Genomic DNA, 24,405 nt, shown 5'->3' with positions numbered 1-24,405 from the left:
CTTTTTTGTCACAACTGCGTTAAACCCGCTTCACGTAAAGAAAAAAACTTCAAATCGCCGGCCGTATCTGGTACAAAGTCAGCGCTCTGAGCGGGTGTCGTATAATGGCATTACTCCAGCTTCCCAAGCTGATAACGAGGGTTCGATTCCCTTCACCCGCTCCAATCGAATTTTGATCTCACGTCAGGGTATTTTTGACGGGGGATGTAGAGACAGAAAAAACCGGCCTTGATCAGACTGTGTGAAAACCTGGCAATCTGCCTAGCGTTCAAAGAAAATGCTCCGCGTCGAAAGATACGGAGCATTTTTCGTTATGGCCTACATCCAAGGACAGTCCCGCAGTCAGACCAGTCTGTTTCCGGTCTCGCTGGAAGAGTTGATCCCCGAGGATCACCTCGTTCGAGTCATTGACCTGTACGTCACCAAACTGGATCTGGTGCAACTGGGCTTTGATAAGGCGCTGCCCAAAAGCACAGGGCGCCCCTCTTATGATCCTGCCGATCAGCTAAAACTCTACCTCTACGGTTATTTCCAGCGGATTCGTTCATCACGGCGTCTTGAAGCCGAGTGCCAGCGCAACATCGAAGTGATGTGGCTGATCAACCGCCTCAAGCCCGACTTCAAGACCATCGCCGACTTCCGTAAAGACAACAAACCCGCTTTTATCGCGACGTGCCGGGCCTTCGTCCGGTTTTGCCGCACGGTGGGTTTGATCGCGGGTGATTTGGTGGCGATTGATGGCAGCAAGTTCCAGGCGGTTGCTTCCTCGCGGCGCCATACGAGTTTGCAACGGCTCAAACACCAGGAGCAGAAGCTGGAGAAACGCATTGCCCAGTACCTGGCCGATCTGGATGAAGCGGATAAAACCGAAGCCGACGAGAAGGTTGACCGTAGCGCGATCAAGACGGCTTTAGCGCAACTTGAAATTAGGCATTCCAAAAACCTGACGTGCCAAGCGCTGATGAAATCAATGGCGCTCGAGCAATTCAATACCCACGAAAGCGATGCGCGAATGATGCGCACGCATAAAGGGCCGCGGGTCGGGTACAACGTGCAGACAGCCGTGGATGCCGAGCATTGCCTGATTCTGCATCATGAAGTGACTCAGGACAGCGATGATCGCAAGCAGCTTGAACCGATGGCCAAGGCCGCCAAAGAGCAATTGCAGCAAGATGAACTGACTGTCACTGCTGATATGGGCTATTCAAATGGCAAGCAGTTCCAGGCTTGTGAGGATGAAAACATAACGGCTTATGTACCGCCGGCTCGGTCGAACAACTCCTGCGGCAAGGAACAGGCGTTCTTCGACCGAACGATATTTACCTACGATGCGTCGCAGGATCGCTATCAATGTCCCACCGGTAAATGGCTGACTTTTAAACAGATCAGCAATAAGGGGCGTATCTACCAGGCGGCGGTCAGTGACTGCCTAAGCTGTCCGTTAAGAGCGCAATGCACCGACGCCCAACGCCGATACATTTCACGCCACGTGCACGAAGAGGCTTTCGAGCGAATGGAACGGCGAATGCAAGCACACCCCGAAATGATGGTCAGCCGAAGATCCATCGTGGAGCATCCCTTCGGAAACCTAAAGCAGTGGTTGTTTGGCAACGCTCGCTTCCTGCTGCGACAACTAGAAGGCACGAGAGCCGAGATGGCCTTGGCGGTGAACGCCTACAACCTGAAAAGAGCGATCAACGTGCTCGGCGCACGTCAGCTGATGGCGTTGATGGGCTGAAACGCCTTTTTCGTCTGCTGTCCGTACAAAAGCAAACGCCCCGAACATGTCGGGGCGTTTGCCAGAACCACCATCAGTGCGTTTTCACACAGCCTGTTGATGGCCGGTTTTTTTGTGTCCGGGATTTGGATTAGCGTCTCCAAACTCTGAAAATTAGCGTTTTTGCGCAAGAACCGGGTTTTGTTAACGTTTTTCTTATCCCGATAAAGGATTTCTTCCACGGAGTCAGAGATTGCATCTCTTCGAAACGAAGACTACCATCTCCCAAAATGGGAGGAAGTGCAGTGCGTGTGATTGCAAAAGGGACATTGCGGGAGTTCTGGGAAAGTAGCCCGGCTTATGCTGACTCCGAAACACCACTGGTTGAATGGTATCGGCACATGGAGAAAGCCGTTTATGGCACGCCACAAGAGGTTAAAGCGGAGCTGAGAACGGCCAGCATCCTCAAGGGTGGCAGGGTTGTATTCAACATCGGTGGCAACAAATACCGGGTAATCATGGCAGTCGACTATCAGCGCCAGCTCGGTTTCATACGATTCGTTGGCACCCACGCCCAGTACGATCAGATCAACGCGGAGACCGTGTGATGGACATTAAGCCTATTCGCAATCAAGAAGACCTGACTGCTGCATTTGCACGGGTGGAACAATTGTGGGGAGCTGAAATTGGTTCGCCTGAAGGCGATGAGCTGGAAATTCTGGCGCTGCTCATCGAGAAGTACGAAGACGAGCATTACCCGATGCCGCCCTCCGATCCGATTGAGGCAATTAAATTTCGCATGGACCAGCAAGGCCTGACCCCTCGCGATCTGGAACCCTTCATTGGCACGAGCGGAAGGGTATCTGAGGTGCTGAACCGCAAACGTAAATTGAGCCTGTCGATGATCAAGCGCCTGCACGACGGGTTGCGGATTCCTTACGAAAGCTTGCTGGCGGGTGTTGCCTGATAACGTAGGCCTCCCCCAATTTCAACCTCACGTCAGGATGGTGGAGGGAGATGCTGAGATAGAAAAACCGGTTCAGGTACCGGTTTTTTTTGCCTGAAATTTGGATCGCGTGTTCACGGCAAAACCTCGCAATACACAAAACAGATCAATTCAGGTTTGCCCCAAGCCTTTGCCAGAACACCCTTCTAGACTCGATTCCTATAGCGTTCCCGCCGGCCCCAGGAAGGATCCGGTGGTTATAGTGTTGATTAATGAATATCAGTAGGTATAGTAACCACAAGCACACCACAGGGAGGTGATGTGAATAGCCGATTTTTGATAAGCCAACTCGTTGCGGACGGCTGGTATCTGGTACGAATCAGAGGCAGCCATCATCACTTCAAGCACCCGACCAAACCGGGGCTAGTGACAGTCCCTCACCCGAAGAAAGATCTGCTCAAGAAAACGGCCATCAGTATTTTGCAACAGGCGCTGCTCTAAGGAGCCCGATGCGCTAGGTCCGTGGAGGACAATGAACATGCTGTACCCAATTGCAATTTCAATGGGCGACGACCAACACGCCTGGGGTGTGGAAGTCCCCGACATTCCGGGCTGCTTTTCCGCTGGGGAAGACCTGGATGACGCGATGGCCATGGCGCGGGAAGCCATTGAAGGCCACTTCGAGATCCTGGCCGAAGACGGTTCGCCAATTCCCCCCGCCAATAAAGTGACCTTACATGCTGCCAACCCAAAGTACGCGGGGTGTGCGTGGGCGCTGGTGGACATCGACGTAACCAAATATCTGGGCAAGGCCCAGAAGCTGAACATCACGTTGCCTGGCTACCTCCTCAACCGGATTGATGAGTACGTACTGCATCACCCGGAGGAGAAAAGCCGTTCGGGTTTTCTGGCCTCGGCGGCACTCAAGGTCTTGCAACAGAGCTGAAACCTTGCTTTTGACATGAATAAACCGGTCCCAAGTGGCCGGTTTTTTTGTGGGCGGGATTTGATGAAGGACCCGTCGAAGTCAGTGCAAAGACCCACTTTTAAAGGCCCAACGGAGATCAACGCTAGAAAAAGCAACGTCCTACACGACACTGGGAAATGTCCGTAGACTTGCGCATTGCTGTGCCTTTGTCATGAGACCTATAGTCCGACCGCGCCCAAATGGCGTATCGGGTTTGGCGACTCGATGGCAAAGCATAGAAACCTCCGAGCTATCTCGGAGCGTTTCTGAACGCACTTGGCTACCTGTTTATGGTGGCTGTGCGTGGGAGACCTATGGGTCTGCCGGTTTGCCTTGTCCCGGTTCGCCAACCTGCGTACAGCTGCCACCCTTTGTTTGGCGACACTGAGTGGTAGTTCACCTCAATTCAAGGAATCACTCATGAAAGAGCTCATGGCTTTAACCAGCAATGCCGACGATCTTCCCTCCCTGTATGTGAATACCACCCAACCCCTGCACTCCCTGCTCAGCACCGCCAGCTACAGAATTCGCGCCGTGACGCAGCTTCTTGAAAACCTCGCGATGCGCGGCGACCTGACCTCTGACTCATTTGTACTCAGTGACTTTGCGTTGCTGTGCTGTGTGCCCTTGCGTGACGGTTGCGATGTGCTGGATGTAATCGCTCGACACATGGATGCAGAACCGTCCTGACGTCACATCGGCCAAACGCGGCCAGTTAAGAGATAGCGTGGGCGATAGTGGCGAGGGAGCAAGCTCCCTCGCCACAAGTTGCAATTACTCGTCGCCACCCAGACGCTCATATCTTTTGCGTATGGATCACCGCAAGCGAGTAAAGAAGCCGTAGAGCTGCGTTGAGCCCGGCAACAGTTCCCTTATTCTCCCGGCTCATCCTTCGCCTCGAGATCAACATGCACAATTCAGAGTTGGGAATCATGATCATTTCATTGATCGGGTTGTTCGGCTTTGCCTCGCTTGCCTTTGAGTACTTGAGTGCCCGGCGCTCAAAAAAGAACAAGCCACAGTGATTTTTCCAAACCGTAAAAAGGGGCAGATGACGCGCATCAACTGTCCCTGTTTTGCATCAGCGGGTCGCGACGATAAACAGTCGCGGGAATGGCAACAGCACCGAACCATCGGCCAAGGCCGGATACGCCCGCTCGATAGCAGTCTGATATTGCTTCAGATACTGCGCCCGTTCCGCCTCATCCAGCGGATCGAGAAACGGCCGCAAGCCACTGCCCTTGAACCACTCCACCACGCCAGACGCACCGCCCGCGAGCGGATGATGGTAAGTGGTGCGCCACACATCGACGCAGGTGCAACAGGCTTTCAATATCGAATAGTAACCACTGGCATCGGCCATCTCGGTCCGTAGCCCAGCGGCACCTGCCAGCTTGCTGACCCATGGGCCATCAGCGGCGACTTCACGCATCAAGCGGTGCGAGTGTTCATTCAGGTTGTCAGGCATCTGGACGGCCAGGCTGCCACCCGGCGCCAGTTTGCTCACCAGCGACGGTAGCAACGTGGCGTGATCGGGCAGCCACTGCAACACCGCGTTGGCGAAAATCACATCGAACGGGCCGCTGTCATTCCAGGTGTCGATGTCCGCGATATCGAACTGCACCTGCGGCAAGCGCTTGCGAGCGGCTTCGATCATGTCGCTGGAACTGTCCAGCCCACGCACTGTGGCATTGGCAAAACGCTCCACCAGCAGCTCGGTCGAGTTACCGGGACCGCAACCGATATCGATGGCCGAACGCACGTCCCCGGCGGGGACGGCCGCCAGCAGATCACGGGCGGGACGGGTGCGTTCATCTTCAAAAGCGACGTACTGTTTGGCGGACCAACTCATTGCGTTCTCCTGTCAGTGCGTTGTCCTCGGGCCGCTACGATACCGCGGAGAGCATCGCTAAATGTTTCAGAAAACAACCTTTTCGGTCACGTCGAGTGTTCGACCTCAATGGCCTGAACCCAACGCACACCCCCAAACCGCATCTGAATCAGTGCTGAAAAAAAACGGCGCGTGAGTGAAGTCCCGCGCCGTTTGTGTTCAAACCTTGCGCTCAACTTCTGGCCTGCAACGCCTTGGCCATTTGCAGATGATTTTGCAATTTAGGCAGGGTTTCTTCGGCGAACGCCTTGATTTGCGGCACGTCGGTAGTTTGCGCCTCCTGCTGCAGTTGTTCGATGGCTTCCTGGGTGGTCTTCACCTGACTGGCTGTATAGGCCTCGTCATAGGTCGCCCCATCCATGACTTGTGGCATCAGGGCTTTGGCCTTTTCGACAATTTCTTCGCGCGGGGCGACCGGCAAATCCAGTTGCCTGGCGATTTTCGCCAGATGCTGGTTCGCGGTAGTGCGGTCGTTGATGACGATAATGGTGTAGTCCTTGACCTCTTTGGACTCGGATTTCTGATGCGCCAGACGACTGGCTTCGATGTCGGCCATGCCTTTGGCCGAGGCCTCCTCGATGAATTCGGCGGGCGACTGGGCAAAGACGCTGCTGGCAAACAGGCCCAGTAACGTGGCAAAACTGAAACTACATAATCGGGTGGCCATCCGGTTCATGGTCGCGCCCTCCTTGAAAAGTTCAAACGGGAGCTTTCGCCCCCGCCTCTCAATCAAAACCACCGGCATCCTTTAGCGGGATTTCTGACCGCCCTTGCGGCCCATGTCGGGTTTCGCCGGGTCTTTATCGACGGTCGTGGTGGTGGTTTTCCCACCCTTGCGACCGGTTTCAGAGGCCTTCGTTCGATCGTTGGTGAAGTTCCCCGAGTTCGAGTTTCTTGAATTAGGCATGATTCTCTTCCTCTTGGTGGTAGTCGCGGCGGGCTGTAGCCCCCATAGAATCTGAAGTTGCGCGTCCCAAAAGGTTTAGAAAATTACGTGGATACCACGACGAACGGTGCCTGGGTTTTCAGACCAGTCGCAGGTGATGCTCGCGTTTGGCGCAGTACATCGCCTCGTCGGCATGCCGGAACAATTGCTTCTCTTCGGTGCCGTGATCGGGGTATCGGGCGACGCCGATACTTGGCTGGATGTTCACGCTGTGCCCGTCCAGGCGCAGGGGCTGGACCAGGACCTGTCGGATTTTCTCGACCACGATGTCGGTATCGCCCGCAGCGCGAATGCTGTGCAGCAACACCACGAACTCATCGCCGCCGATGCGGGCCACGGTGTCGGTTTCCCGTACGCAGCCCTTGAGCCGGTTGGCCACCGCTTGCAGCAGCATGTCGCCGACCGCGTGGCCATGGGTGTCGTTGACGTGCTTGAAGCGGTCGAGGTCGACGTACAACAGCGCCATGCGCCCGCGGTTCTCGCGGGCCACTTGCAGTGATGCCTTGAGCCGGTCGCGCAGCAGTTCACGGTTGGGTAACTGGGTCAGTTGGTCGTACTGGGCCATGTATTGCAGGCGGGCATGCAGTTGCTTGCGCTCGATGGCGGTCGCGACCTGGGCGCAGACGTATTGCAGCAGTTCCTTGTCTTGCTCGGTGTAGCGCTCGCCGCCCGGAATGCTTTTGACGATCAACGCGCCGATGGTGCCGTTTTGCGAGTTCAGCGGCACACCCAGCCAACACGGAGCGTTCTGCTCGGTCAACAGCGCTTCGAAGCCGGCAGGAGGTGTGCACTGGTCCGGGGTCAACAGGATCGGCTGCCCCGTACGGATCACCTCGGTGCACAAGCGCCCGGTCATGGTTCCGGGCTGTTCGGGCCGTGGCTCGTGGTCATCGACGTGATAAGGGAAACTCAGCTGCGCGCAGTGCTCGTCGTACAGCGCCACGGAAAAATTCAGTGCCGGCAGCCATTCGCCGATGATCATGTGGATGCGTTTGAACAACGCCAGCAGATCCTCTGCCGCATGGGCCGCCTCGGAAATCGCATACAATGCTGCCTGCCGCGATTCGGCCTGCTTGCGTTCGGTGATGTCGCGGGCCACCGCGATGCGCAACTGATCGTCCTCGGACCAACGCGCCGACCAGAGGATGTGCACCACGCGGCCATCCTTGCGCAGGTAGCGGTTTTCGAAGTTGAGCTTGGGTTCGCCACCCATGATTTCCCGAGCGGCGTCGAGGGTGCGCTGGCGATCGCCCGGGTGCACCATGTCGATCATCGGCCGGCCGATCATCTCATCGGCGCTGTAGCCGAAAATGCGCTCGCACGCCGCACTGACAAAGACGAAGCGCCCCTGTTTATCCACCGCACAGACGGCGTCCAGCAACAGATCGATATAGCTCGCCAGCGGCGCGGAATTTCGGTTTTCCATGGTTCAGCGTGGGTGTCCTGATAATGCAGCGCTTATCAATCATCCCTGCCCTGTCGGCCTTGCATCCTTGTGATCATATTCAAGCCTTGTTCGGCATCAGCCCCGGCAACGCATGGACCAGCGCGTTGATGGCGAAACCGATGAACATCACCCCGCACAACCGGGTGATTGCCAGTTCATGACGCTGGTACAAGCTGCGTACTCGCCGCGCACCGACAACGCCAATGAGAATAGCGTAGGCGAGCAACCCGCCGACGAAACTCAGGGCGATCAGCGTCGGCAGCATTGACCAGTTGAGCAGTTCCGCGCGGCTCGACAACAGCGCCGTGAACGTCGCCACCGCCACCGGATAGGCCTTCGGATTGGTCAAACCGAACAGAATGCCGTGCCAGAACGGTTGCCGCGCCGGCCCCTGTGGCGCATCAGCGCTGCTGCGCCGAGCGCTCACCGCACGCCAGCCGAGCCAGAACAGGTACAGGCCGCTGAGCACACCGAGCACGTCGAACGCGGTACTGCCGATCTCCCGCGCACCGACAATCGCGATCAGCGCCGTGCTGCACCACACCACATCGCCGAGCAAATGCCCGCACAGAAACCCCGCCCCGGCCCGCCGCCCATGGGCCGCGCCAATGCCGAACACCGCCAGCACACCCGGCCCCGGGGTGATGCCGTAGATAAAACCCGAGGCCAGCACGGCCATTAGCAACGATGGGGTCATGGGGAGTCCTTTTGAACTGCTTGGTGAATGGTCGCCAGTCTATATCAGGTCATTGCCTGTCGACTGATACATCTCGACAGACGAACGGGCTGGCCCCGCCTCACTGATGACGGTGTAGTATGTTGTATTACAAACCACTACATCGAGACCACCATGTCAGTTATGTCCCTGCGCATACCAGACGAAATCGCCGATACCCTCGCGAGTCTTTCTAAAGCAACGGGCCGCAGCAAATCATTTCTGGCCGTGGATGCGCTGCGTGAATACCTGGCCCGTGAAGCGTGGCAAATCGAGGAAATTCAGACAGCCTTGAAAGAAGCCGATGAAGGTGACTTCGCGACACAAGAAGAAGTGAACGCAATGGCTGACAAGTGGACGGCGAATGCGCGTTGAGTGGTTGCGTACGGCGTTAAAGAATCTGGATGACGAAGCCGCGTACATCGCCATCGAGAATCCAGAAGCTGCAGCAGATTTTGTCCAGGCAATTCTCGCCAATGTCGATCACCTTGCCCGATTTCCAGCGACGGGTCGTGAAGGACGCTTACCCGGTACCCGGGAATGGGTCATGCCTGATCGCCCCTATTTGATTCCCTACCGGGTTCGCCAAGGTCGGCTTCAGGTACTACGAATTTTTCATACGCGTCGCCTGCCACCTTCCAATGGGTGAAGGCCATTTTAGAAAAGCCTCTAGCATTCGATCCCCTCCCCAATCCTCCGATTCAACCAGTTCAACGCCTGATCTCCACCCCGCCGTTTATGCCACGCCAACACAAAGGTGAACGATGGAATGTGAAACGGCGGTGGCACGACAACCAATGAGGACTCATCGATATCGCGTAAGCCGCGCGACGCGACGGTGAGGATCAGGTCGGTGCCGCTGATGAGCTGCGGGGCGACGCTCCAGTGCGGCAGGCTGATGGCGACACGCCGACGCTCGCGCAATGCAGTCAAGGCGCGCTCGATCTCCGGGGTACCGCTGCCGCGCATTTCCAGCAGAACGTGGGGGCGTGCCAGATAAGTGGCCAGGTCGAGGACACCATCGGCGGGCAGGCTGTTGCGGTCCACCAGGCAGGCGTAGTGCTCATCGAACAGCGCTGTGCTGCGCAATTCGTTGGGCATTTCCGGGAATACACCGGCGGCGACGTCAATGTCACCGTTAAGCACTCCTTCGAGCATGCTTTCGCGGCTGCCATGGCTGATTTGCAGGTCGATGCCCGGCGCTTCGCGGCGCAATGTTCGGATCAGTCCCGGCAAAACTATGGCGGCGCCGTAGTCGGACATCGCCAGGCGGAAGGTGCGCTGGGTGGTCGCCGGATCGAAGGCGTTCGGCGCCAGCAACGCTTGCACCTGGGCCAGGGCTTCGGCCAGCGGTGCCACCAGTTCCAGCGCTCGCGGAGTCGGTACAAGGCCGGCACCGGCGCGCACCAGCAGGGGATCGCCGAGCAGGTCACGCAATCGCGCCAGCGCATGACTGACCGCTGGCTGGCTCAAGTGCAGACGCTCGGCCGCCCGGGTCACGTGTTGCTCACTGAGCAAGGCGTCGAGGATCACCAGCAGGTTGAGGTCGATACGTCGAAGATCATTCATTCGCTGCATGTTCTGGATAACAAAACGGAATTTAAATCTGCGCGACGAATACCATAGAGTCCAGTAAAACCTGTTGGAGATCGATCATGAGTACGTTGCATTGGGCCGGTCTGATGGGGCTGGCGATGATCGCCGGGGCGGTGGTGCCGTTTCAGAGTGCGATCAACGTCAATCTCGGGCGCGGGTTGGGCCATCCGCTGTGGGCGACGCTCGCCTCGTTGCTGGTGAGCGTTATCGTACTGTTGCCGATCATCGTTGCGATGCGCTTGCCGTTGCCGTCACTGGCATTCATCAGCAAGGCGCCGCTGTGGATGTGGGCGGGTGGCGCTTTTGGGGTGTGCTTTATTTCCTTGGCATTGGTGCTGCTGCCCAAGCTTGGTGCCGCAGGGTTCATGGCATTGGCGCTGGCGGGGCAAGTGGTGGCGTCGTTGTTGCTGGATCACTATGGCTGGTTTGGGTTGGTGGAGCGGCAGGTCACCTTGCCGAAGGTGTTTGGGGTGGCGCTGTTGATGGCCGGGGTGGTGTTGATTCAATTTGGTGACGCCGCGGAAAAAGCGATGACAGCGACTTCTTGAAGATCAAAAGATCGCAGCCTCCGGCAGCTCCTACGGGGATGCGTGGTCCGAGCAGGCGCTGCCGAAGGCTGCGATCTTTTAAAACTTGTCGAGTGTGCGCAACTTCTGCGGCAACCCCCACAGCAACAGCGCCACCGCAATCAGCGCACAAACACCAATGACATACAGCGCCGGCGTGGTGCTGCCGGTCAGGTCCTTGATCCGGCCGACCATCACCGGGCTGACGATGCCGCCGAACTGGCCCAGGGTGTTGATCACCGCGATCCCGCCGGCAGCGCCCGCGCCGGCACCGGCCAGCAGTTTCGGCGGCAGGGTCCAGAAGCTCGGGATGGAGGCGATGATCCCGGCACCGAGCAGGCCCAACGCGACAATCAGGAAGGTCGTGTGGTTGGCGAAGATCCCCGCGCAGAAAAACCCTACCGCACCGAGCGCCACCAGACCGGCGACAAACTTGCGTCGCTCGCCAGAAGCATCGGACAGGCGTCCGATCACCACCATGCTGATGGCACCGCATATGTACGGGATGGCTGTCAGCAAGCCGATCATCACCGGACTTTCAGTACCGGCGCTGCGGATCAGTTGCGGCGCCCAGAAATTCAAGCCGTAGGACGCCACCTGAATCAGGAAATAGATCAGCCCCAAGGTCAGGAAACCCGGAATCCGCAGCGCGGCGAGCAGCGAACCACCGCTCTTGTGCGGCTCATGCTGGGCGATGCGGCTGGCCAGCAGGGTCTTCTCCGATGGCGTCAGCCAATGGGCGTCTTCGATGCGGTCCTTGAGCAGGGTCAGCACCAGCAATCCGAGGCCGATGCACGGCACGCCACCGAGCAGGAACAGCCAGTGCCAGCCACGCATCTGCAATACACCGTCGAGGTGTTGCAGCACCAGGCCAGAGAACGGCGCGCCCACCAGGCCGGCGAACGCCGACGACAGGAACAGCATCGAGGTGATGCGCCCGCGATAGTGCTGCGGGAACCACAGGGTCAGGTAATACAGCACGCCTGGGGCAAAACCCGCCTCCATCGCACCGATCACGAAGCGCAGCACGTAGAACTGCCATTCGCTGTTGACGAACACCATGGCCGCCGTGGCCAGGCCCCAGGACATCATGATCCGGGCGATCCAGCGCCGGGCGCCGACCTTGTACAGCATCATGTTGCTCGGCACTTCGAAAATCACATAGCCGACTACGAACAACCCGGCACCGAGACCGTAAGCGGTGTCACTCAGGCTCAGGTCGGTCTGCAGCTGAAACTTGGCGAAGCTGATGTTGATGCGGTCGAAAAAGGCGAACAGGTAGCAGACCATGATCAGCGGCATCAGGCGCCAGGCGACTTTGCTGACCAGGGCTTTTTCTTCGTCGTGGCTAACGGCCGGGCTCACGCCGGCCTCCAGTGCATTAAGGCTCATTGCAGTTCTCCAGGCGGACTTCCCGTGGGTGTCCGATTGTTTTTGTTGTCTGGTTGAGGTGCTTTTTACTGTAGGAGCGAGCCTGCTCGCGATGACTGAGTCACATCCAACATTGATGTCGACTGCCTCACCGCTATCGCGAGCAGGCTCGCTCCTACAGGGGATTGGTGTCAGGTGGGGATCGGGTGCAGGTCACAATTGCGCCCGGCCTTGGCCAGTTGTCCGGGCACTTCATGACCGAGCAGCGCCGGCAGTCCTCGGGACAGCTTCAGCAGCAGCGGCAGATCGATACCGGTATGAATGCCGACTTCATCGCACAGGTTCACCAGATCCTCGGTGCAGATATTTCCCGACGCCCCCGGCGCAAACGGACAGCCGCCGAGGCCACCGAGGGCCGCGTCGAAGCGTCGGGCACCGGCCTCGTAGGCGGCCAATACGTTGCACAGGCCAAGGCCGCGGGTGTTGTGAAAATGCAGGGTCAGGTCCGCCGGGGGCACCCGCTGCAGCACCCGGCGCACCAGTCGGTCAACCTGACGCGGATTGGCCATGCCCGTTGTGTCGGCCAGGGTAATGCCCTGGATGCCGAGCTCCTGATAGGCCTCGACGATTTGCACTACGCGGTCCTCATCGATCTTGCCTTCGAACGGGCAGCCGAAGGTGGTGGCGATGCTGCCGTTGAGTCGCACGGGACTGTCGCCGACGAACTGCACAATCTCGCCGAACGCGGCCAACGAATCTTCACAACCCATGCGCATGTTCGCCAGGTTGTGGGTCTGGCTGGCGGACATCACCAGGTTCAGCTCATCGGCACTGCAGGCCAGCGCCCGTTGCGCGCCTTTTAGGTTGGGGATCAACGCGACGTAGATCACCCCCGGTTGCCGGGTGATGCCCTTGAACACCAGTTCGCCATCGCGCAGTGCCGGGATAGCCTTGGGCGACACGAACGAACCGGCCTCGATACGGCTGAACCCGGCCTGCGACAGTTGGTCGATCAGGGCGATCTTGTCAGCGGTTTCAACCCAGGTCGGCTCGATTTGCAACCCGTCGCGCGGGGACACTTCCTGCACGATCAGGCTATCGGAATAATCGGTGATCATTGCACCACTCCTTCGACTTTCAGGCGTTCGATGTCCATCGCGGTAAGGCCCAATTGCGCGAGGATGCCGTCGGTATGCTGGCCCAGACCGGGACCGGACCAGTTCACGCCGCCGGGAGTTTCGGAGAGTTTCGGCACGATGCCCGGCATCTTCACCGTGGCGCCACCGGGCAGCTCGGCATTGAGCAGCATGTCCCGCGCCTGATAGTGCGGATCGGCGACGATGTCGGCCACCGAGTAGATGCGCCCGGCCGGGACTTCGGCGGCCTCCAGCGCGGCCAGAACTTCGTCGATAGGCAAACTGCTGGTCCAGTGGGTGATGGCAGCGTCGAGCAGATTGCTTTTGGCTGCACGCCCGTCGTTGTGGGCGAACTCCGGGGCTTCGGCCAGATCGGCGCGGCCGATGGTTTGCATCAGGCGCTTGTAGATCGGATCGCTGTTGCCGGCAATCACCACGTAGGCGCCGTCGGCGGTCAGATACGTGTTGGATGGCGCGATCCCCGGCAAGGCGCCGCCGCTGCGTTCACGCACATGGCCAAGCATGTCGTATTCCGGCACCAGGCTTTCCATGACGTTGAACACGCTTTCGGCCAGGGACACATCAACGATTTGCCCGCAGCCCTGCCCGGTCTTGACCCGCAACAATGACATCAGCGCACCGATCACCGCGTGCAGCGACGCCAGGGAATCGCCAAGGCTCACGCCGACCCGAGCCGGCGGCGAACCGGGCGTGCCGGTGGTGTAGCGAATCCCGCCCATGGCCTCGCCAATAGCACCGAAACCCGGACGATCACGGTATGGGCCGGTCTGGCCGTAACCGGAGATCCGCACCAGCGTCAGGTTGGGATTGAGCGCGTGCAACACTTCCCAACCGAGGCCGAGTTTCTCCAGGGCGCCGGGGCGCAGGTTCTCGATCAGCACATCGGCGCTGGTCGCCAGTTGCTTGACCAACTCGATGCCTTCGGGGGATTTGAGGTTCAGCGCCAGGGACTTCTTGTTGCGCGATTGCAGGTACCACCACAGCGAGGTGCCTTCGTGCAGCTTGCGCCATTTGCGCAGGGGATCGCCCTGGCCCATGGCTTCGATCTTGATCACCTCGGCGCCGAACTCGGCCAGCATGCGCGCCGCAAAGGGCGCGGCGATCAGTGTGCCGATCTCGATCACTTTGATCGCACTCAAGGGGGCAGTCATCGCGGGGTACCTCTTGTTCTTGGAATATGTACCAAGGCTAGAGGACAGGGGGCTCGTGAATCCAACCTTCAGTTGGCAACGAGCGTTCGCCAAACGCGAACGCTCTGGAAGATTGTCGCGACCTCAGGTCAGTCATCGCGAGCAGGCTCGCCCATTCAGCCGATAACTATCAGGCTGAACCCCGCAAATGCTCAAACAACATCCGGCTCACCGGCGACAGCAACGCCTCATCGCGCACCACCAGAATCAACGCCCGGTCGGACCATTCATCCGTCAATGGCACCGCGTGCAAACCCAGTGCCCGACCAAACAATTCAAAGGCGCGCTGCGGAAGGATGCCGATACCCATGTTGGCCTGGATCATGCGGCACATTGCATCGAATCCTGGCACATGAATGCGCACCCGCAACACCTTGCCGGCCTCACGGGCTGCGGCGTGGGTACGCATGTTGATCGAACTGGCGGCATGCAAGCCAACATAATCGCTGTCCAGCGTGTCGGCAAACGCCACGCTCGACCGGCTCGCCAATGGATGGTGCGGCGGCATCAATACCACCAGTTTGTCCTGGCGATACAGCACGCTGTGCAGGCCCTTGATGTCACTGTCGATGGAACAGATCCCGAGGTCGGCCACCCCGTCGAGCACGCCTTGAATCACCCCGGCACTGGGGCGTTCTTCGAGGTCGGTCTTGACCTGTGGGTGACGCTCGGAAAAATCCCGCAGGTCCTCGGGCAAAAACTGAATGATCGCCGACAGGTTGGCGAGCATCCGCACATAGCCGCGCACACCGTGGCTGTGTTCGCCCAGTTCAAGCCCCATTTTCTCGACGTTGAACAACATCTGCCGGGCGTGGTGCAGCAGGGTTTCACCAGCCGGCGTCAGGGACATGCCCTTGGCCTGGCGCACGAACAGGCTGATGCCCAGCGCCTCCTCCAGCTCCATCAAACGCTTGCTCGCCGCCGAGACTGCAATCGCTTCGCGCGAGGCGGCACGGGTCAGCGTGCCCTCCTCATGCACGGCGACGAACAGTTGCAGAGTGATCAGGTCGAGACGGCGGATCAGGCTTTTTTGCAGCATCGGTTACTCGGCGAAGTCGGCTCAGGCGAAGTCGCAGCATAACGTTCTTCGCCCGTGTCGTGCCGTGGTCCAGGCACCGGTCGTGATAAAGTCGCCGCCCACAGACCTTTTGCCGTGAGACGAAGACCGCAATGACCGATTTCCAGGATGTCGATGCTCAACTTGAAGACTGGAACGCCTTGCGCAGCACCACTTCGTTCAGTGGTTTGCTGGTGGGCAACGGTGCCAGTCGCGCAGTATGGGACGATTTCGGCTACGAGTCGCTGTTCGACAACGCCCGTACCGTTGAAGAAAAACCCCTGAGCCCGTCCGAACTGAGCGTGTTCGATGCGATGCAGACCCGCAGTTTCGAGCAGGTACTGAGCGCCCTGAAAACCACCAGCCGGGTCAACAAAGCCCTGGCCGTCAGCTCCGCCGCCCCGCGCAATCGCTACTACGCGATCAAGGAAGCGCTGATCAACACCGTGCATGCGGTGCATATCCCATGGCGGCTGGTGGTGCCTTCGACGCTGGCATCCATCAATCAGGAACTGGCCAGTTACCGCACGGTGTTCACCACCAATTACGACTTGCTCAACTACTGGGCGGTGCAACAGCAGCCTGAGGCGATCACCGATCTGTTCCAGGGCGCCGAACCCGGTTTCGACCTGAGCGACACGGCCACCGATAAAACCCGTTTGCTTTACCTGCACGGCGGTCTGCACCTGGTGCGCAACCAGGACGGTACGGCGCGCAAGCTGATGTCGACCGAGGGTACGTTGCTGGGCAGTTTCGCCATCAACAACACGATCAAGACCCTCGACGACGTGCCGCTGTTCGTCAATGAAGGGCCTAGTGCGGACAAGCTCAAGACCATTCGCAGTTCGGACTATTTGTCGTTCTGCTTCGAGCAATTACTCGGTCACGGCCAGGCGCTGTGCATCTTCGGCCATGCGTTGGGGGAGCAGGACAGCCACATCGTCCACGCCTTGCGCCTGGCGAAACCGCAGGTGCTGGCGATCTCGATTTACCCGCGCAGCAAGGCCTTCATCCAGCACCAGAAGCGACATTACGCGAAGGTGTTTGAGGGGACGGGGGTTGAGTTGCGGTTTTTTGATTCGAAGAGCCATGCGCTGGGTGGCACGAAGCTGGCGGTTCCGGTCGAGGTTTAGCGGCGACGCGGCTGCCGCCATCGCGAGCAGGCTCGCTCCTACATTGGATGCATTACCCCTGTGGGAGCTCGCTCCCACAGGGATTTGTGTCGGATTTGAAAGCTGTACTCAAAGCACCGGCAACGTCTTGTCCTTGACCACCTTGGACGAGCCGTTGGCCTTCACGCTGGCAATGCCTTTTTCCATGGCCGCCGGCGAGGAGTAGGCCTCGCTGCTGCCGATGATCTCGTGGTTGCCCGCCTTGAGGTTGAAATAAGGATGGCCATCCTTGGTGGTTTTCTTCTCGTAACGCTCATCCAGCGGGCTGTTGGCCTGGACCGAGGCGATGCCTTTGTCGGCGGCGGCGTGGGTGGTGTACAGCTCGCTGGTCAGAATGGTCTCGGCGTTGGCCGCCTTGAGGACAAACCTGAACTGGCCATTGCTGCTTTTGCTCACTTCATACCATCCGGACATGCTCTTTCTCCTTGGCGATTGAGAGGTTGCGCGCTTCACAGTAAAGACCAGCACCTGGCTTCTGTCGCCTGTTCTGGCACCTTCGCGAGCAGGCTCGCTCCTACAGGTTCAGCGTAATCCCTGTGGGAGCGGGCTTGCCCCGGGCGGCGTTCCGACGAAGGGGTCGACGCAGTTTTGACTACTTCGCCGCAGTCCGCACCACCGACAACTCCGGCGCCGACGTGCGCCGCTGGCTCAAATACCGCGTACAACTCACCCGCAGGAATGACGCGAAATTGACCACCTCGCCGCGATAGTCCATCACCTCTTCATACAGCTTGGCGATCAACTGATTGGTGGTCATGCCATCGACCTCGGCGATTTCGCTGAGGATGTCCCAGAACTGATTTTCCAGCCGCAGGGTGGTGACCACCCCGCAGATGCGTAGCGAGCGGGAGCGCGATTCGTAGAGTATCGGGTCGGCTTTGACATACAGCTCGCACATGGACACGTCCCTCGTTACAGCGTGATTTTGGTACCCAGCAACCCCAGGAAACCGGCCAGCCAGTTCGGGTGCGCAGGCCAGGCCGGAGCCGTGGCCAGATTGCCCTGAACATGGCCGTCCGTCACCGGAATATCGATATAGGTACCGCCCGCCAGTCGTACTTCCGGAGCGCAGGCCGGATAAGCGCTGCATTCGCGACCTTCGAGAACACCCGCGGCCGCCAGCAACTGCGCGCCATGGCACACGGCGGCGATCGGCTTGCCGGCCTTGTCGAATGCACGCACCAGTTCCAGGACTTTTTCGTTCAAGCGCAGGTACTCCGGCGCACGGCCGCCCGGAATCAACACAGCGTCATAATCGGCGGCGTTGACCTTGGCGAAATCGAAGTTGAGGGCAAACAAGTGACCGGGTTTTTCGCTGTAGGTCTGGTCGCCTTCGAAGTCATGGATCGCCGTGCGCACGGTCTGGCCGGTGGCTTTGTCCGGGCAAACGGCGTGTACCGTGTGGCCGACCATCAGCAGCGCCTGGAACGGCACCATCACTTCATAGTCTTCGACGTAATCACCAACCAGCATCAGAATTTTTTTCGCAGCCATGGGGAGGACTCCTCTGGAAGTGGGCTTGCAGGAGTATTCAAGGTAGTCCTTATCCGGCGGGTCGGGTAACAACCGGCTACTACCTTGTGGCGAGGCGGCATTCCGATAAGCCCCCTCGCCACAAAGGTGTACCCAAAACTGTACGGATATTTCTGTAGCCAGCTGTAAGCGCCAAAGCGCGGGGTTTATGGCTAGATAACACCACCTCCCACCCTCCACGATTCTGGTTGCCATCATGTCCTCGCGCGAAAACACCGGCATGGCCCTGGGCCTGCTCGGCGTTGTGATCTTCAGCCTCACCCTGCCCTTCACGCGGATCGTCGTGCAGGAACTCCACCCGCTGCTCAACGGCCTGGGCCGGGCACTGTTTGCGGCGGTTCCGGCGGCGTTGCTGTTGCTGTGGCACCGGGAAAAATGGCCGACCTGGAAACAGGTAAAAGGCCTGACGCTGGTGATGGCCGGGGTGATCCTCGGTTTCCCGGTATTGTCGGCCTGGGCCATGCAAACCTTGCCGGCATCCCACGGTGCGCTGGTCAACGGTTTGCAGCCGCTGTGCGTGGCGCTGTACGCCGCGTGGTTGTCCCATGAACGGCCTTCGAAAGCCTTCTGGGCCTGCGCCGCATTGGGCAGTGCGTTGGTGCTCGGTTATGCACTGATCAGCGGTGCCGGCAGCATTCAGGTCGGTGACTTGCTGATGCTTGGCGCCATTGCTGTGGGCGGGTTGGGCTACGCCGAGGGAGGCCGACTGGCCAGGGAAATGGGCGGCTGGCAGGTGATCTGCTGGGCGCTGGTGCTGTCGACGCCGCTGCTGATCGGCCCGGTGGTGTATCTGGCGCTGCAGCATCAGGGCGAAATTTCCGCCAAGACCTGGTGGGCCTTCGGTTATGTCTCGCTGTTTTCGCAGTTCATCGGCTTCTTTGCCTGGTACGCCGGGCTGGCCATGGGCGGCATTGCCCGGGTCAGTCAGATCCAGTTGCTGCAGATCTTCTTCACCATCGCCTTCTCGGCGCTGTTCTTCGGCGAACATGTGGAGCCGATTACCTGGCTGTTTGCGGGCGGGGTGATCGTGACGGTGATGCTCGGGCGCAAGACAGCAGTGCGCCCTGCGCGGGTTGCCACTGCTTGACCCTGTAGGAGTCAGAGGTAACCGTCAGCGCGCAGCAAGGTTTCCAGGCAATGCTCGCTGATGTGATAGAAATCCTTCAGCTCCTGAATCTTGGCCAGCAACTGGGCCGGGTCCACCGGCTCGGCACGTTTGACCGCCAGGATCATCTTGTTCTTGTTGGTGTGGTCCAGTGAGATGAACTCGAACACCTTGGTCTCGTAGCCGCAGGCCTCTAGGAACAACGCGCGCAAACTGTCGGTGACCATCTCCGCCTGCTGGCCCAGGTGCAAGCCGTATTGCAGCATCGGCTTGAGCAGCGCCGGGCTCTGGATTTGCAGGCGGATCTGTTTGTGGCAGCACGGCGAGCACATGATGATCGCAGCGCCGGAACGGATGCCGGTGTGGATCGCATAGTCAGTGGCGACATCGCAGGCATGCAGGGCGATCATCACGTCCAGCTCGCTCGGCGCCACGCTGCGTACGTCACCGCACTTGAACACCAGGCCGGGGTGTTCAAGCCTGGCGGCAGCGGTGTTGCACAGGGTGACCATGTCTTCACGCAGCTCGACGCCGGTCACCTCGCCTTCGGCCTTCAAGGTGTTGCGCAGGTAATCGTGGATGGCGAAGGTCAGGTAGCCCTTGCCCGAACCGAAGTCCGCCACACGCACCGGTTTGTCCAGTGCCAGGGGTGACGAGGTCAGCGCATGACTGAACACTTCGATGAACTTGTTGATCTGCTTCCACTTGCGCGACATCGCCGGGATCAGTTCATGTTGCTTGTTGGTCACGCCAAGGTCGGCGAGAAACGGCCGACTCAAGTCCAGAAAACGGTTTTTCTCGCGGTTGTGCTCGGCAGACGGCACTTCACGCAATTGCTGAGGTTTGCTCTTGAACAGCGATGACTTGCCCTTTTTGCTGTATTCGAGCTGGGCTTCGTCAGTCAACGACAACAAATGCGCATTTTTGAACGATGCCGGCAGCAGCCCGGCAATACTTGCCACGCCATCGGCCAGTGGCAGGTTCTTGGTGATATCGCGGGTCTTGTAGCGGTAGACAAAAGACAGGCAAGGCTGCGCCTTGACCGTCACCGGCTTGATGATGATCCGCTGCAGGTCCGTTTCATCGCCCACATACTTGGCCAGCACCAGTTTGATGAACGCATTGTGCTCGAGGCTGGATTGCAGCAGGTCGATGAACTGGTCGTGATGATCCGGCGCGAGGCTGGCGGGAGTGGCGGTGACGGACATGGAAAAACGGCCTCAGGCGATGCAAATCGGAGAATGCCGGTATTTTAAGGGGGACGAGGACTTTGGGCACGGGGTTATTTTGCGGCAGGTCCCAGTCACGCAGCCCAGGACCTCAATGCAACCATTGAAACCTCAGGGTTCCACCAGGCGAAGCCTGCGGTTATTCGGTGAGTTAATGATGTGTTTGACGATCAACCCCACTGGCACTGCCCAGGTCAGTCCGCTGGCAGGGTCAGTCACCACGGCGACCGTTTCGGAACTGGCATCGATGTCCAGGCGCCGACGGTCGTTGCACGACTTGAGTACGCCATAGGCACGGCTAACCAGCCTTTCCGCCAGGTGCATCGGTACATCCATACCCTGCAGATGCTTCACCGCGCGACAAAACAGGACTTGATCATCGATTCCCTCTTCACCTTCATGACGCCCCAGAAACGCTTGGGCTATCGCCAATAGCTCCTCATTCAGCTCTGCATTTTCATCGGTGACCTTCATGCTCACGTCTCCTGCGGCACTTCTGTCGTGGCAAGACTGACTGCAACGGGCCGGGCGGCACGGCGCAAATCGGGCCCGGCGCAAGGCAGGCGTACGGCCGGATTGGGCATGCCACTGGGCGAAAGTTCATGGGTCATTTCAAATTCGGCACGTACGGACCAACCGCAAGCTTCCGACGTGCATTGCAGATACGCCACCCGCAGGAAAATATGTCGGCCTTCGCTGGTGCGGATGCGCATCCTGCTCAAGCAGTGCGGGCACACCATTTTATAAGTACTCATGCTTGATTCCCGACGGTCATTTGGTGGCAATCAACCTGATCAAACGCAATACTGCTTGAGACGTTCATCGTGGCGCTCCGGACTTGCGAATAGTGTCTGCCAGACATAAGGAAGTGCATCGGGCAGACGCGTGATGGGTTCGAGCCATGCTCGTAGGAAATCACCTTGATACCATTAGGAAGTTTCGACATCGTATTCTTCTGACTCATCTTTGATGATTGATTACTTATTATGAAAAAAAGTATTCATTACGCATAAATTAGGCACTCAAAAAGCATATGTCAAAAGGAAGAGGCTCAAATTGCGTAGCAAAAAATCACAAGCTGTTTTGGCTCGACTAAAGCAGATTACTGGCACAAAAACCGATGCTTCTTTATCTTCCGCGCTACAGATCAGCCCGCAGACACTTAGTAGCTGGAGAGGCCGCGACAGCACGCCATACTCATTATGCGTAGATATCGCACAAGCGCGGGGAGTCTCCCTTGACTGGTTGCTGCTGGGTGAAGGGCCGATCCTGAGACAAAAAGTTACTGATTCTTCGGAGGCTGATCAGGAAAGCACAACACGGGAAAACACCATTCTCGCGCTCTGGCGGCTGCTCGACGAAGATGATCGCTGCGCCATACAAAACGCACTCGAGGAAAAGCAACGACTTCGTGACATGGAACTCAGGCTTTCCGAAATGGCCTCTATTCTCGCAACACTTAAATCCTCGACTGAAACTTGATGACATATGTCATCAGAAGTTTCATTGCTTCAAGACGTGCCACGGGCAACAGATAGAAATGCGCTGATAACACGCCAGCCTGAACCCACACCAGGGCAAGCCTTCCACGGACCATCATTTTCGCCCTCTCAGGTGTCGAATGATTTCGCCGATACCGGCGCTATCGATCCATTGCATAAGCTTGATGCTGATAGGAATAACGACCAGTGCACAAAGAAAGGCTGTCACGCCTCCCGTCAGAAAAGGCGCCAGCGGATGTGCGACAGGCGTAAAGAGGTAACCAACACCTGCAGACAGCAACCAGGAACCAATGCGCTGCCAGGCCTTGAAGTCAGTGCGAGTGGTCGTGACCAGCCACGCTCCGAGCATTGCACCGAACAGCGCCTCGCCATCAACGACTGGCAGCGTTGCAATCCCCATTCCCAACATGAGCCCACTGATACCGTTGTAGGTCGAATCAGTCAGGCTCATGTGCACCTCGCGCAACGACCGAGTCCACGATGATCGCTCCCGACTCGATGGCCTTGAGCAAGGCGGAACTGCGAGAACTGACTGCGAACTTTCGACGAATATTGGCGAAGTGAAAATTGACGGTAGATTCCGTGCAATTCTCGATCCTGGCGATCTCCCAGGAAGTCTTGCCCTTGAAACACCACATCAGGATTTGTGTTTCTTTCGCCGTCAGCTTCGCCGTTGGCGTACGTCCCTCTCCGCCAGGAGCTACTCGTGCCAAATAGTCATTCGATTGATGGGTTGTCATAAGAATCCCTCTTCGCGGGAACACCCGTCGCTGGGCGTCCACTGTTAGAGAGAAATACTGATGGCAAGGCCGAACCCGGACAATTAACGGGAGTTGTAGCGACGGGCGCTACACAACGTCATGACAAGACCTTAGCTGAGCACCACCAACCGGTTCGGCAACTCATTGCGCACATGGGTCACGGGCACATGTACCTTGAGCAACTCGCCACAGGCTTCGACGCAGCTGACAAACCCTTGCAGCGTCTGCCCCTGCTTCACCTGCTGGGTAAAAGTGGCGACGATCGCGTCCCAGTTCTTGTTGTCCAGCCGGCTGGAAATCCCTTCATCCACCAGGATCTCCACATAACGCTCGGCCTCGGAAACGAAAATCAGCACACCGGTGCTGCCCTCGGTGTGGTGCAGGTTCTGCTCCAGGAACTGCCGGCGCGCCAGGTTCGATGCACGCCAGTGGCGCACCGAACGCGGGATCAGATGGGTGGTGACTTTCGGCAGGCGGAACACCAGGCACAGCACGATGAAGATGGCCCATTGCACCAGCAGCAGGCTGTGCAGGGTCAGCCAACCGGTGAAGTAATGCACGATGCCCGGTACCAGCAGCGCCAGCAGACTGGCCCACAGCAGCGGGATGTACGCATAGTCGTCGGCGCGGGCCGCGAGTACGGTCACCAGTTCTGCGTCGGTCTCGCGCTCGACCCGGGCAATGGCCTCGGCCACTTTGCGTTGTTCGTGTTCAGTCAGTAATGCCATGTCGTGAAGTGCCTGCTCATTTTTATTATCACCAGCCGCCGGACGAACCGCCCCCGCCGAAACTGCCCCCGCCGCCGCTGAAGCCTCCACCTCCACCGCCGCCGCCAAATCCACCACCGCCAAAGCCGCCCCCGGATCCACCGGAGCCGCCCCGGCCGGCGGGAAGGATACCGAGCATCTGGCACACAAAAACAGTCAGGATGAGCAACATCACCAAAAACACGAACAAACCGGGATGCCGCGCGACGAAATCGTCCCCCGGCTCGCCTCTGGATTCATACGCCGTGGAGGGTTCGTCCAGGGGGTTGCCGCCCAGCACCACCAGCATCGCCGCTACGCCGTCACTGATGCCTTTACTGAAGTTTCCGGTCTTGAACGCCGGGGTGATGACCTGGTTGATGATCACCGAACTCTGGGCATCGGTCAGGCGATCCTCCAGGCCATATCCGACTTCGATACGCAGTCGGCGCTCGTCCCGGGCGATGATCAGCAAGGCGCCGTTGTTCTTGTCCTTCTGCCCGATGCCCCAGTGGCGGCCAAGTTGGTAACCGAAGTCGGCGATGTCGGTGCCTTGTAAATCCGGCAAAGTCACTACCACGAGCTGCTCGCCGGTGGCTTGCTCATGGGCCTGAAGTTGTTGGGTGAGTTGCTCGCGCACCGACGGCTCGATCATCTGCGCATTGTCGACCACCCGCCCGGTCAGCGCCGGGAAGCTCAGTTCGGCCCGGGCCGTGATCGTCACCACCCACAACAACAGCAACAGGCCTGTTTTCAGGACGCGCATTGGCAACCTCTTGCGTGGTGACGCC

32 protein-coding genes and 1 tRNA gene are annotated in these 24,405 nt (G+C 58.6%); 13 read left to right on the top strand and 20 right to left on the bottom strand.

Going from position 1 to position 24,405, the window contains the following annotated elements; translation table 11 throughout:
• The first annotated feature begins 90 nt into the window (after positions 1-90).
• The 7 genes from AC3ITY_RS06605 (at position 91) to AC3ITY_RS06575 (ending at position 4,320) form a co-directional block, all read left to right on the top strand.
• Positions 91-164, top strand: a tRNA-Gly gene (locus tag AC3ITY_RS06605).
• Between the two features lie 149 nt (positions 165-313).
• Positions 314-1,738 (top strand): IS1182 family transposase, encoded by a 1,425-nt coding sequence (locus AC3ITY_RS06600; protein WP_489306598.1) that lies wholly within the window; start codon positions 314-316, stop codon positions 1,736-1,738.
• A 284-nt stretch (positions 1,739-2,022) separates the two neighbouring features.
• Positions 2,023-2,325: a type II toxin-antitoxin system HigB family toxin gene (locus tag AC3ITY_RS06595; protein WP_489308182.1), complete on the top strand. Its 303-nt coding sequence runs from the start codon at positions 2,023-2,025 to the stop codon at positions 2,323-2,325.
• Entirely contained in the window at positions 2,325-2,684 is a 360-nt protein-coding gene (locus tag AC3ITY_RS06590; protein WP_007984691.1) for a helix-turn-helix domain-containing protein, read from the top strand. Before AC3ITY_RS06595 ends, AC3ITY_RS06590 begins: the two co-directional genes overlap by 1 nt.
• A gap of 300 nt (positions 2,685-2,984) precedes the next feature.
• Entirely contained in the window at positions 2,985-3,164 is a 180-nt protein-coding gene (locus AC3ITY_RS06585; protein ID WP_077184214.1) for a type II toxin-antitoxin system HicA family toxin, read from the top strand.
• A gap of 37 nt (positions 3,165-3,201) precedes the next feature.
• Entirely contained in the window at positions 3,202-3,609 is a 408-nt protein-coding gene (locus AC3ITY_RS06580) for a type II toxin-antitoxin system HicB family antitoxin (protein WP_095945156.1), read from the top strand.
• 441 nt (positions 3,610-4,050) lie between these two features.
• Complete coding sequence (locus AC3ITY_RS06575; RefSeq protein ID WP_489308181.1) at positions 4,051-4,320, top strand: short-chain dehydrogenase; 270 nt, start codon at positions 4,051-4,053, stop codon at positions 4,318-4,320.
• Positions 4,321-4,711: 391 nt separating this feature from the next.
• Here the strand turns inward: AC3ITY_RS06575 and tam are convergent, their stop codons facing one another.
• The 5 genes from tam to AC3ITY_RS06550 all read right to left on the bottom strand — a co-directional run bounded on the left by tam (position 4,712) and on the right by AC3ITY_RS06550 (position 8,611).
• A complete protein-coding gene (gene tam, locus AC3ITY_RS06570; protein WP_489308180.1) occupies positions 4,712-5,482 on the bottom strand; it encodes a trans-aconitate 2-methyltransferase in 771 nt (256 codons plus the stop codon).
• Between the two features lie 211 nt (positions 5,483-5,693).
• Positions 5,694-6,197: a DUF4142 domain-containing protein gene (locus tag AC3ITY_RS06565; protein ID WP_489308179.1), complete on the bottom strand. Its 504-nt coding sequence runs from the start codon at positions 6,195-6,197 to the stop codon at positions 5,694-5,696.
• Between the two features lie 72 nt (positions 6,198-6,269).
• Positions 6,270-6,428 carry a stress protein gene (locus AC3ITY_RS06560; RefSeq protein WP_489308178.1) on the bottom strand — a complete coding sequence of 53 codons (159 nt, stop codon included), beginning with the start codon at positions 6,426-6,428 and terminating at the stop codon, positions 6,270-6,272.
• A 118-nt stretch (positions 6,429-6,546) separates the two neighbouring features.
• A complete protein-coding gene (locus tag AC3ITY_RS06555) occupies positions 6,547-7,893 on the bottom strand; it encodes a sensor domain-containing protein (protein ID WP_489308177.1) in 1,347 nt (448 codons plus the stop codon).
• A gap of 79 nt (positions 7,894-7,972) precedes the next feature.
• Positions 7,973-8,611 (bottom strand): LysE family translocator, encoded by a 639-nt coding sequence (locus AC3ITY_RS06550; protein ID WP_489308176.1) that lies wholly within the window; start codon positions 8,609-8,611, stop codon positions 7,973-7,975.
• A 153-nt stretch (positions 8,612-8,764) separates the two neighbouring features.
• Here AC3ITY_RS06550 and AC3ITY_RS06545 point away from each other — a divergent pair, with 153 nt between their 5' ends.
• Positions 8,765-9,004: a CopG family ribbon-helix-helix protein gene (locus AC3ITY_RS06545; RefSeq protein WP_489308175.1), complete on the top strand. Its 240-nt coding sequence runs from the start codon at positions 8,765-8,767 to the stop codon at positions 9,002-9,004.
• A complete protein-coding gene (locus AC3ITY_RS06540) occupies positions 8,994-9,278 on the top strand; it encodes a type II toxin-antitoxin system RelE/ParE family toxin (RefSeq protein WP_489308174.1) in 285 nt (94 codons plus the stop codon). The genes AC3ITY_RS06545 and AC3ITY_RS06540 overlap by 11 nt, the downstream gene beginning before the upstream one ends.
• 20 nt (positions 9,279-9,298) lie before the next feature.
• Here the strand turns inward: AC3ITY_RS06540 and AC3ITY_RS06535 are convergent, their stop codons facing one another.
• The gene (locus tag AC3ITY_RS06535) at positions 9,299-10,207 is read right to left on the bottom strand and encodes a LysR family transcriptional regulator (RefSeq protein ID WP_489308173.1); all 909 of its coding nucleotides are present in this window, start codon (positions 10,205-10,207) and stop codon (positions 9,299-9,301) included.
• A 77-nt stretch (positions 10,208-10,284) separates the two neighbouring features.
• Between AC3ITY_RS06535 and AC3ITY_RS06530 the strand changes: the two genes are divergently transcribed.
• On the top strand, positions 10,285-10,773 hold the full coding sequence (locus tag AC3ITY_RS06530) for a DMT family transporter (RefSeq protein ID WP_489308172.1): 489 nt from the start codon (positions 10,285-10,287) through the stop codon (positions 10,771-10,773).
• Between the two features lie 78 nt (positions 10,774-10,851).
• Here the strand turns inward: AC3ITY_RS06530 and AC3ITY_RS06525 are convergent, their stop codons facing one another.
• From AC3ITY_RS06525 to AC3ITY_RS06510, 4 genes are all read right to left on the bottom strand, one after another.
• The gene (locus AC3ITY_RS06525; protein WP_489308171.1) at positions 10,852-12,183 is read right to left on the bottom strand and encodes an MFS transporter; all 1,332 of its coding nucleotides are present in this window, start codon (positions 12,181-12,183) and stop codon (positions 10,852-10,854) included.
• Between the two features lie 170 nt (positions 12,184-12,353).
• Positions 12,354-13,280: a hydroxymethylglutaryl-CoA lyase gene (locus AC3ITY_RS06520; RefSeq protein WP_489308170.1), complete on the bottom strand. Its 927-nt coding sequence runs from the start codon at positions 13,278-13,280 to the stop codon at positions 12,354-12,356.
• Entirely contained in the window at positions 13,277-14,470 is a 1,194-nt protein-coding gene (locus tag AC3ITY_RS06515; protein ID WP_489308169.1) for a CaiB/BaiF CoA transferase family protein, read from the bottom strand. Before AC3ITY_RS06515 ends, AC3ITY_RS06520 begins: the two co-directional genes overlap by 4 nt.
• A gap of 169 nt (positions 14,471-14,639) precedes the next feature.
• Positions 14,640-15,548, bottom strand: a complete 909-nt coding sequence (locus tag AC3ITY_RS06510) for a LysR family transcriptional regulator (RefSeq protein WP_489308168.1) — start codon at positions 15,546-15,548, stop codon at positions 14,640-14,642.
• Positions 15,549-15,679: 131 nt separating this feature from the next.
• Between AC3ITY_RS06510 and AC3ITY_RS06505 the strand changes: the two genes are divergently transcribed.
• A complete protein-coding gene (locus tag AC3ITY_RS06505; RefSeq protein WP_489308167.1) occupies positions 15,680-16,699 on the top strand; it encodes a DUF4917 family protein in 1,020 nt (339 codons plus the stop codon).
• 108 nt (positions 16,700-16,807) lie between these two features.
• On the opposite strand, the gene AC3ITY_RS06500 is transcribed toward AC3ITY_RS06505, so the two are convergent.
• The 3 genes from AC3ITY_RS06500 to AC3ITY_RS06490 form a co-directional block, all read right to left on the bottom strand.
• A complete protein-coding gene (locus AC3ITY_RS06500) occupies positions 16,808-17,152 on the bottom strand; it encodes a YegP family protein (protein WP_223458344.1) in 345 nt (114 codons plus the stop codon).
• 178 nt (positions 17,153-17,330) lie between these two features.
• Positions 17,331-17,636, bottom strand: a complete 306-nt coding sequence (locus AC3ITY_RS06495; RefSeq protein WP_489308166.1) for a ribbon-helix-helix domain-containing protein — start codon at positions 17,634-17,636, stop codon at positions 17,331-17,333.
• A gap of 14 nt (positions 17,637-17,650) precedes the next feature.
• Positions 17,651-18,232 (bottom strand): DJ-1/PfpI family protein, encoded by a 582-nt coding sequence (locus tag AC3ITY_RS06490; protein ID WP_489308165.1) that lies wholly within the window; start codon positions 18,230-18,232, stop codon positions 17,651-17,653.
• 235 nt (positions 18,233-18,467) lie between these two features.
• Between AC3ITY_RS06490 and AC3ITY_RS06485 the strand changes: the two genes are divergently transcribed.
• A complete protein-coding gene (locus tag AC3ITY_RS06485) occupies positions 18,468-19,358 on the top strand; it encodes a DMT family transporter (RefSeq protein WP_489308164.1) in 891 nt (296 codons plus the stop codon).
• 11 nt (positions 19,359-19,369) lie between these two features.
• Here AC3ITY_RS06485 and AC3ITY_RS06480 read toward each other — a convergent pair whose 3' ends face one another.
• The 3 genes from AC3ITY_RS06480 to AC3ITY_RS06470 all read right to left on the bottom strand — a co-directional run bounded on the left by AC3ITY_RS06480 (position 19,370) and on the right by AC3ITY_RS06470 (position 21,360).
• Positions 19,370-20,584 (bottom strand): class I SAM-dependent methyltransferase, encoded by a 1,215-nt coding sequence (locus tag AC3ITY_RS06480; protein ID WP_489308163.1) that lies wholly within the window; start codon positions 20,582-20,584, stop codon positions 19,370-19,372.
• Positions 20,585-20,716: 132 nt separating this feature from the next.
• On the bottom strand, positions 20,717-21,079 hold the full coding sequence (locus tag AC3ITY_RS06475; RefSeq protein WP_489308162.1) for a hypothetical protein: 363 nt from the start codon (positions 21,077-21,079) through the stop codon (positions 20,717-20,719).
• A gap of 2 nt (positions 21,080-21,081) precedes the next feature.
• Entirely contained in the window at positions 21,082-21,360 is a 279-nt protein-coding gene (locus AC3ITY_RS06470) for an Ogr/Delta-like zinc finger protein (RefSeq protein ID WP_150754117.1), read from the bottom strand.
• A gap of 301 nt (positions 21,361-21,661) precedes the next feature.
• Between AC3ITY_RS06470 and AC3ITY_RS06465 the strand changes: the two genes are divergently transcribed.
• A complete protein-coding gene (locus AC3ITY_RS06465) occupies positions 21,662-22,087 on the top strand; it encodes a helix-turn-helix domain-containing protein (protein WP_223458351.1) in 426 nt (141 codons plus the stop codon).
• Positions 22,088-22,201: 114 nt separating this feature from the next.
• Here the strand turns inward: AC3ITY_RS06465 and AC3ITY_RS06460 are convergent, their stop codons facing one another.
• The 4 genes from AC3ITY_RS06460 to AC3ITY_RS06445 all read right to left on the bottom strand — a co-directional run bounded on the left by AC3ITY_RS06460 (position 22,202) and on the right by AC3ITY_RS06445 (position 24,380).
• Positions 22,202-22,558 (bottom strand): putative holin, encoded by a 357-nt coding sequence (locus AC3ITY_RS06460; RefSeq protein WP_150727576.1) that lies wholly within the window; start codon positions 22,556-22,558, stop codon positions 22,202-22,204.
• Positions 22,545-22,847: a helix-turn-helix transcriptional regulator gene (locus AC3ITY_RS06455; protein WP_489308161.1), complete on the bottom strand. Its 303-nt coding sequence runs from the start codon at positions 22,845-22,847 to the stop codon at positions 22,545-22,547. Before AC3ITY_RS06455 ends, AC3ITY_RS06460 begins: the two co-directional genes overlap by 14 nt.
• A 131-nt stretch (positions 22,848-22,978) precedes the next feature.
• On the bottom strand, positions 22,979-23,596 hold the full coding sequence (locus AC3ITY_RS06450) for a TPM domain-containing protein (protein ID WP_489308160.1): 618 nt from the start codon (positions 23,594-23,596) through the stop codon (positions 22,979-22,981).
• A gap of 28 nt (positions 23,597-23,624) precedes the next feature.
• Positions 23,625-24,380: a TPM domain-containing protein gene (locus tag AC3ITY_RS06445; protein ID WP_489308159.1), complete on the bottom strand. Its 756-nt coding sequence runs from the start codon at positions 24,378-24,380 to the stop codon at positions 23,625-23,627.
• Positions 24,381-24,405: the final 25 nt, after the last annotated feature.

This window comes from Pseudomonas sp. GL_091 (assembly GCF_057837725.1).
The sequence above is the reverse complement of the archived record's forward strand: the minus strand, read 5'-3'. Positions and strand labels throughout refer to the sequence as shown.